Origin of the sequence: Persicirhabdus sediminis, from assembly GCF_016595495.1 — a bacterium.
GTDB classification, from domain to species: Bacteria; Verrucomicrobiota; Verrucomicrobiia; order Verrucomicrobiales; family Akkermansiaceae; genus Persicirhabdus; species Persicirhabdus sediminis.
Map to the genome: position 1 here is coordinate 1 of NZ_JAENIM010000006.1, position 3,287 is coordinate 3,287.

Sequence of the window (3,287 nt, forward strand, 5' to 3'; positions counted from 1 at the left end):
GAAAGATCAGCGTAGCCTTTCAGAATGAGCGCGAGCTTAGATGATACAAGAGTGCGAGAGAACTCGAGCCTGTATAGCTTGAAATGAGAACTTGCACTCAGTGAGGCTTTTATCTATCAACTAGATCTAACGTTGCGCGCACAAGCTTGCGCAGAGGATGACAAGTCAGTTTTTTCTGCAAGTTATCCTGCGATGAACCTGACAGAAAAAACTCTATGAAAGAAGTCATCCTAGCATTCCCGTCTCCGCACGAGCTCGATTCCTTGAGTAGGATAGACGTGCGGACAGATATCAAGTCGTTGCGCCTAACTGCGTCTCAGTCCCTCATTCGTTTCACTCAATCAAGCCTGCTCTCGCAGTAGGCGAACTCTTCGTTAGCCCCAATAATGAATAATCCACTCGACAAGTTTGGAGAGTTCTTCATCCGGAATCTCAGAGACAAGATGCTAGATGATCTCGAGATGCTGTTGGCTGGATCTTGGAAGGCTCCTGCCGTTCAGAATCTCCAAGAAAGGTTGACCGCCATGAGTGACGATCAGCGTGAAACTATCCGAGAGGCAGCAGAGCACTTGATTACGACCGGCATGCACGACTTTCTTTTTGCATTGCAGGAGGATTCCGATACCGACGGATCAGTCCAAGTTGAGGTCGATGGCGTCGATGTTGCGCAAACTTCGGACGGGCTCCACGGCGAGATTTTCACTGAAAACGGGTGGATCGAGCGCTTCAGCCAATACCCGCAAAAAAACAATGGCTAACAAGGCGCAGCACCCAACCGCTTCCCCGCCGAATTAATGACCTTTATGACAATTTCAATCCAAACCCAAAAACGTAGCGCGCTGAGAGGTCAGCGGTTGGTGTGCTAGACGTTAGCCAATAATAATGAACCAGGTGCCACTTAAATCACCAAATAAAGCGCATAGCTTGCTTCTGACGTATGAGAATGAAGTTCGAATGGGGCCAGCCTATTATCGAGCCGTTATAGACGATGTTCAAGTTAGCGGGCGTGTTTTTGGGCAACCATGGAAGTGGTCAGCTGATTCTAGGTATTTGGCGTTGCAAGAGTGGACGACCACTGATTACGGTAAGGGGCCACAGACCTCATTGGTTGTTTTTGACCTCCAAGATAATAGGGAGGTTGAGGTGTCCTCAGCTAACAAGGGGTTTATTTCGCCGATCAAATTTGATGGTTCATTGCTAATATACAAGAAGGAATATTTGGGTAAGGGCAAGACGGTGGAATACGATATCGAATTTGAATCCCTTGAGTGGTGGAGTGAATCAAAACACAAGAATTTGGGCTAACAAGTCGCAGCACCCAACCGCTGCCCCGCCGAATTAATGACCTTTATGAAAATTTCAATCCAAACCCAAAAACCTAGCGCGCTGAGTGGTCAGCGGTTGGTGCGCTAGACGTTAGCCCAAAAATGAGCGTAGTCATAACTATATCGTCAGAACACGGAAAAGAGGTGATTTCAGATGAGCAGATAAGATCATTGATCGATAATATCCCAGAATTAGGGTTCAGTGCAGGACTTCTTGTGTGGCAATCTGATGACGGCAGAGAAGTATTTTTCAATGTTGAACCAACTGAATTGATTTCTGATACGATCGAAACAGAAGATGATTATGCTTTGGTTGAGCGGATTTCAGAACATCTAGGACTTAAAATTTATGTGGAGGGTGAAGCTGTTGATAACGTCAGCGATTCAACTCAATTAAAGCAGGGATGTGGGACTGTATGCATTATCATTTCTGGGTTGCTGGCAAGTTTCGCATACACTTTAACAAAATAAAATGGGCTAACAAGGCGCAGCACCCAACCGCTGCCCCGCCGAATTAATGACCTTTATGAAAATTTTAATCCAAACCCAAAAACGTAGCGCGCTGAGCGGTCAACGGTTGGTGTGCTAGACGTTCGGTATTAATTCTGCGCCAGCTAGACGCTTCTGAGTAAGTGATGCAATTTCCCAGCTGATCGTCTCACATCGAGAACGTGTTTTCCGTTTCCAGCTCGCTAAAGTTAGGCATCATTCTTTTTGTTATTTTGTGATCGTTAGATCCTCAAACTTTTGCTTAGCTTTTCGCATGTCGAGGATATGCTGTTTGGTTTTTGCTAGGTTTGAGTGAATTGACCAAGGGCGACAGCATCATCGATCACAAGTTAGAACGCCAACTCCTATAAATAAATCAACCGAACAAGGCGCAGCACCCAACCGCTTCCCCGCCGAATTAATGACCTTTATGACCATTTCAACCCCAACCCAAAAACGTAGCACGCTGAGTGGTCAGCGGTTGGTGTGCTAGACGTTAGCTAAAAAATATGCACGATGTCCGCTAGTAATCATAACTGGGTCTGTTTTCTGTGCCGCACTTCGGCAAGGCGGCCAAAAACTATAGAGACAACGCCTAAATGTTTAAGCTGTGGAGCTAACTGCTATTGTCTTGGTTACAAGGTTTCCATTCCGAAGAAGGATGACGTTAAAGCTTGGAACGCGATCAGAGATTCTAGTCGTGCTAGAGATTTTGCGTATTTAGACATAAGGCAGAGACAATCTACTAGGCTTAAGCACGATCTTGAGAAAGAGATTGCTCGCATGGAATTGATGGAGACTAATAAAGACCGAACTCGCCAAATCAAAAAACTCAAAGAGGAGCTCGCACGTATAGAATAATGAGCTAACAAGTCGCAGCACCCAACCGCTTCCCCGCCGAATTATTGACCTCATGACAATTTTAACCTCAACCCAAAAACGTAGCGCGCTGAGTGGTCAGCGGTTGGTGTGCTAGACGATATCTGGATGAATGCGGCAGCTAGCTGATAGAAAAGAGCTTCCCGACAGACTGTTCAAGTGAACATTTCAAGCTTGACTCCGTGAAACGGTGTCAGTATCATCGTAGCGCAGCGAGCAGAGGGAAAGATCAGCGTAGCCTTTCAGAATGAGCGCGAGCTTAGATGATACAAGAGTGCGAGAGAACTCGAGCCTGTATAGCTTGAAATGAGAACTTGCACTCAGTGAGGCTTTTATCTATCAACTAGATCTAACGTTGCGCGCACAAGCTTGCGCAGAGGATGACAAGTCAGTTTTTTCTGCAAGTTATCCTGCGATGAACCTGACAGAAAAAACTCTATGAAAGAAGTCATCCTAGCATTCCCGTCTCCGCACGAGCTCGATTCCTTGAGTAGGATAGACGTGCGGACAGATATCAAGTCGTTGCGCCTAACTGCGTCTCAGTCCCTCATTCGTTTCACTCAATCAAGCCTGCTCTCGCAGTAGGCGAACTCT

3 protein-coding genes are annotated in these 3,287 nt (G+C 46.2%); all 3 read left to right on the top strand.

Going from position 1 to position 3,287, the window contains the following annotated elements; all coding sequences use genetic code 11:
* The first annotated feature begins 386 nt into the window (after positions 1 to 386).
* The 3 genes from JIN82_RS00065 (at position 387) to JIN82_RS00075 (ending at position 1,796) form a co-directional block, all read left to right on the top strand.
* Positions 387 to 758, top strand: coding sequence for a hypothetical protein (locus JIN82_RS00065; protein ID WP_200309486.1), 372 nt, complete (start codon positions 387 to 389; stop codon positions 756 to 758).
* A gap of 292 nt (positions 759 to 1,050) precedes the next feature.
* Entirely contained in the window at positions 1,051 to 1,305 is a 255-nt protein-coding gene (locus JIN82_RS00070; RefSeq protein WP_234041659.1) for a hypothetical protein, read from the top strand.
* A gap of 122 nt (positions 1,306 to 1,427) precedes the next feature.
* Positions 1,428 to 1,796 (top strand): hypothetical protein, encoded by a 369-nt coding sequence (locus JIN82_RS00075; protein ID WP_200309488.1) that lies wholly within the window; start codon positions 1,428 to 1,430, stop codon positions 1,794 to 1,796.
* Positions 1,797 to 3,287 lie beyond the last annotated feature (1,491 nt).

What these genes read in the sequence shown, in the direction of transcription:
- JIN82_RS00075 (WP_200309488.1), top strand. Translation starts at nt 1,428, where the DNA reads ATGAGCGTAGTCATAACTATATCGTCAGAACACGGAAAAGAGGTGATT.
- JIN82_RS00065 (WP_200309486.1), top strand. Translation starts at nt 387, where the DNA reads ATGAATAATCCACTCGACAAGTTTGGAGAGTTCTTCATCCGGAATCTC.